The sequence below is a fragment of the Mycobacterium sp. 1165178.9 genome (assembly GCF_001673555.1).
Classification (GTDB): domain Bacteria; phylum Actinomycetota; class Actinomycetes; order Mycobacteriales; family Mycobacteriaceae; genus Mycobacterium.
The window spans coordinates 1-3,195 of sequence record NZ_LZMB01000174.1 but is presented as its reverse complement, the minus strand read 5'-3'; the positions used below and the strand labels follow the sequence as shown (position 1 = coordinate 3,195).

The window sequence follows — 3,195 nt, the reverse complement described above, 5'->3', positions numbered from 1 at the left end:
GGTGCCCACGCACAGCTTCGCATTCGTCGGCGCCGAAAAGGCGGCCGCCACAACTGATGCCACGGCGGCCATCGCGGACGCCGACGTCATCCTGCTGGCGCCCTCCAACCCGGTGGTGAGCGTCGGCGCGATCCTGGCCGTCCCCGGCATTCGCGGCGCGTTGCGCGCCGCGAGCGCACCGATCGTCGGCTACTCGCCGATCATCGGTGGAAAGCCTTTGCGCGGCATGGCCGATGCCTGCCTGTCGGTGATCGGGATCGAGTCCACCGCCGAGGCGGTCGCCCGGCACTACGGCGCGCGACGGGACACCGGCATCCTGGACGGCTGGCTGGTGAGCGAAGACGACCGCGCAGACGTCGACGGCATCGCGGTGCGCTCGGTGCCGCTGGTGATGACCGACCCCAAGGCGACGGCCGAGATGGTCAGGGCCGGGCTCGACCTGGCGGGAGTGACCCCATGACCCCCGCGCCCGGCGAGCACGGCACCGCCGCCGCGATCGAAATCCTGCCCGTCGCCGGGCTGCCCGAATTCCGGCCGGGCGACGATCTGGGCGCGGCCGTCGCCGCGGCCGCTCCATGGCTGCGCGACGGCGACGTCGTCGTGGTCACCAGCAAGGCGGTATCCAAGTGCGAGGGCCGGCTGGTGCCTGCGCCGCAGGATCCCGAGGAGCGCGACCGACTGAGGCGCAAGCTGGTCGACGACGAAGCCGTCCGGGTGCTGGCCCGCAAAGGCCGAACCCTGATCACCGAGAACCGGATCGGCCTGGTGCAGGCCGCCGCGGGCGTGGACGGATCCAACGTCGGGCGCGACGAACTGGCGCTGCTCCCGGTCGACCCGGACGGCAGCGCCGCGGCACTGCGGGCCGAGCTGCGCGAGCGCCTCGGTGTCGAGGTCGCCGTGGTCATCACCGACACGATGGGCCGCGCCTGGCGCAACGGCCAGACCGACGCGGCCGTCGGCGCCGCGGGTCTGGCTGTGCTGCACGGCTATTCGGGGGCCGTCGATCAGCACGGCAACGAGCTGCTGGTCACCGAGGTGGCGGTGGCCGACGAGATCGCCGCGGCCGCCGATCTGGTCAAGGGGAAACTGACCGCGATGCCGGTGGCGGTGGTGCGCGGCATGTCCGTGACCGACGACGGGTCGACGGCGCGGCAGTTGCTCCGGCCGGGCACCGAGGACCTGTTCTGGCTCGGTACCGCCGAAGCCCTCGAGGCCGGCCGCCGCGAGGCGCAACTGCTGCGCCGATCGGTGCGCCGGTTCAGCGGCGAGCCGGTGCCGGCGGATCTGCTGGAAGCCGCCGTCGCCGAAGCGCTGACCGCGCCGGCCCCGCACCACACCCGCCCGGTGCGGTTCGTCTGGCTCCGGACCCGGGCCACCCGGACGCGGCTACTGGATCGCATGAAGGACAAGTGGCGCGCCGACCTCGCCGGTGACGGCCGGCCGCCCGACTCGATCGACCGCCGGGTGGCGCGCGGCCAGATCCTCTACGACGCGCCAGAAGTCGTCATCCCGATTCTGGTGCCAGAGGGCGCCCACTTCTATCCCGACGCCGCCCGCACCGACGCCGAGCACACCATGTTCACCGTGGCGGTCGGCGCGGCCGTGCAGGCCCTGCTTGTCGCGCTGGCGGTACGCGGGCTGGGCAGCTGCTGGATAGGCTCGACGATCTTCGCCGCCGACCTGGTACGCGCCGAGCTCGGGCTGCCCGCCGATTGGGACCCGTTGGGGGCCATCGCCATCGGCTACGCCGCCGAACCGGCCGGCCCGCGCGATCCGGCGGACCCCGGTGATCTGCTGATCCGCAAGTGATACTGAGCCCATGAAGTTCGCCGGCAAGGCGGCCTCCCCCGACAAGGTCCGCGGCGGCTACCACACCCCCGCGCACACCCCCGCGCCGGTGGTCCGCTTCCTAACCGGGCGGGTCCGCGCGGCCCCGCTCGTCTCGCGCAGTGCCCGGCTGTCCGGACTGATCCACGACACCAGGTCACGATGAGCGTTCGGGAGTCGGCGATCGCGATGCTGTCGAATTGGGAGCCACCCGGCCCGGCCCAGGATTCGTTGCGCCACGCGGTGTTGGCGTTCGTGCACGCCCGCAGCGATGCGTGCCGGCGCGAGTGCGTGCCGGGCCACGTGACCGCGTCGACGCTGGTGCTCGACCACTCCGGCGGCCAGGTGCTGCTGACCTTGCATCCCCGCCTCGGAAGGTGGGTGCAGCTGGGCGGCCACTGCGACGATGACGACGCCGACGTCATCGCCGCCGCGCTGCGCGAGGCGACCGAGGAGTCCGGGATCGACGCGCTGCGCATAGAACCCCGTCTGGCGGCGCTGCATGTGCACCCGGTGACCTGCTCGCTGGGCGTGCCGACCCGCCATCTGGATCTGCAGTTCGTCGCGCACGCGCCGGCCGGCGCGCAGATCGCGATCAGCGACGAGTCGGACGACTTGCGGTGGTGGCCCGCCGACGCCCTGCCCGACGGGACGGATTACGCGCTGGCCTATTTGGTCGCCCGGGCCACGCGCACCGGGTAGCCGCTGAGTGTGAAGCTGGCTTCACGTTCGGCCTCGAATGTGCGGCTAGCTTCACGGCGAACAGGAGGGGAGACCCCAAGCCGCCTAGACGTCGGACGAGTAGCGGATCCCGCCGTCGGGAATGGACACACCGGGCCAAACGCGGGCGCCGCGCAACAACTCGCAGCGCGCCCCGATGTCGGCGCCGTCGCCGATCACGCCGTCGCGGATCAGCGCCCGCGGGCCGATCCGGGCGCCGAAGCCGATGATCGAACGCTCGATCACGCTGCCCGCCTCGACCTTGACGCCGTCGAAGATCACCGCGCCGTCCAGCCGGACACCGGGGCCGATCTCGGCTCCCCGCCCGACGACCGTGCCGCCGATCAGCACCGCGCCCGGCGACACCGCCGCGCCGTCGTGCACCAGCTGTTCACTGCGGTGGCCGTGCAGCGCCGGCGACGGGGCGATGCCGCGCACCAGATCCGCCGAGCCGCGGACGAAGTCCTCCGGCGTACCCATGTCGCGCCAGTAGCTGGCGTCGACGTAGCCGCAGACCTTCACGCCGGGATCGGAGAGCAGCGCAGGGAACACCTCACGTTCCACCGAGACCTCGCGGCCGCGCGGAATCCGGTCGATCATCGCGCGCGAGAAGACGTAGCACCCGGCGTTGATCTGGTCGGTCGGCGG

General features: G+C 72.6%; 5 protein-coding genes. 4 read left to right on the top strand and 1 reads right to left on the bottom strand.

Features of this window, described 5'->3' with window-relative positions; all coding sequences use genetic code 11:
• From A5652_RS08495 to A5652_RS08485, 4 genes are all read left to right on the top strand, one after another.
• The coding region (locus A5652_RS08495) for a 2-phospho-L-lactate transferase CofD family protein (protein ID WP_197513842.1) at positions 1-460 on the top strand (460 nt) is incomplete at its 5' end.
• Positions 457-1,809: a coenzyme F420-0:L-glutamate ligase gene (locus tag A5652_RS08490; RefSeq protein ID WP_067349148.1), complete on the top strand. Its 1,353-nt coding sequence runs from the start codon at positions 457-459 to the stop codon at positions 1,807-1,809. The genes A5652_RS08495 and A5652_RS08490, both read left to right, overlap by 4 nt.
• A 10-nt stretch (positions 1,810-1,819) precedes the next feature.
• Complete coding sequence (locus A5652_RS29125) at positions 1,820-1,993, top strand: hypothetical protein (protein WP_156745224.1); 174 nt, start codon at positions 1,820-1,822, stop codon at positions 1,991-1,993.
• Positions 1,990-2,529 (top strand): NUDIX hydrolase, encoded by a 540-nt coding sequence (locus A5652_RS08485; RefSeq protein WP_067349145.1) that lies wholly within the window; start codon positions 1,990-1,992, stop codon positions 2,527-2,529. Before A5652_RS29125 ends, A5652_RS08485 begins: the two co-directional genes overlap by 4 nt.
• A gap of 84 nt (positions 2,530-2,613) precedes the next feature.
• Here the strand turns inward: A5652_RS08485 and A5652_RS08480 are convergent.
• The coding region (locus A5652_RS08480) for a sugar phosphate nucleotidyltransferase (RefSeq protein WP_197513841.1) at positions 2,614-3,195 on the bottom strand (582 nt) is incomplete at its 5' end.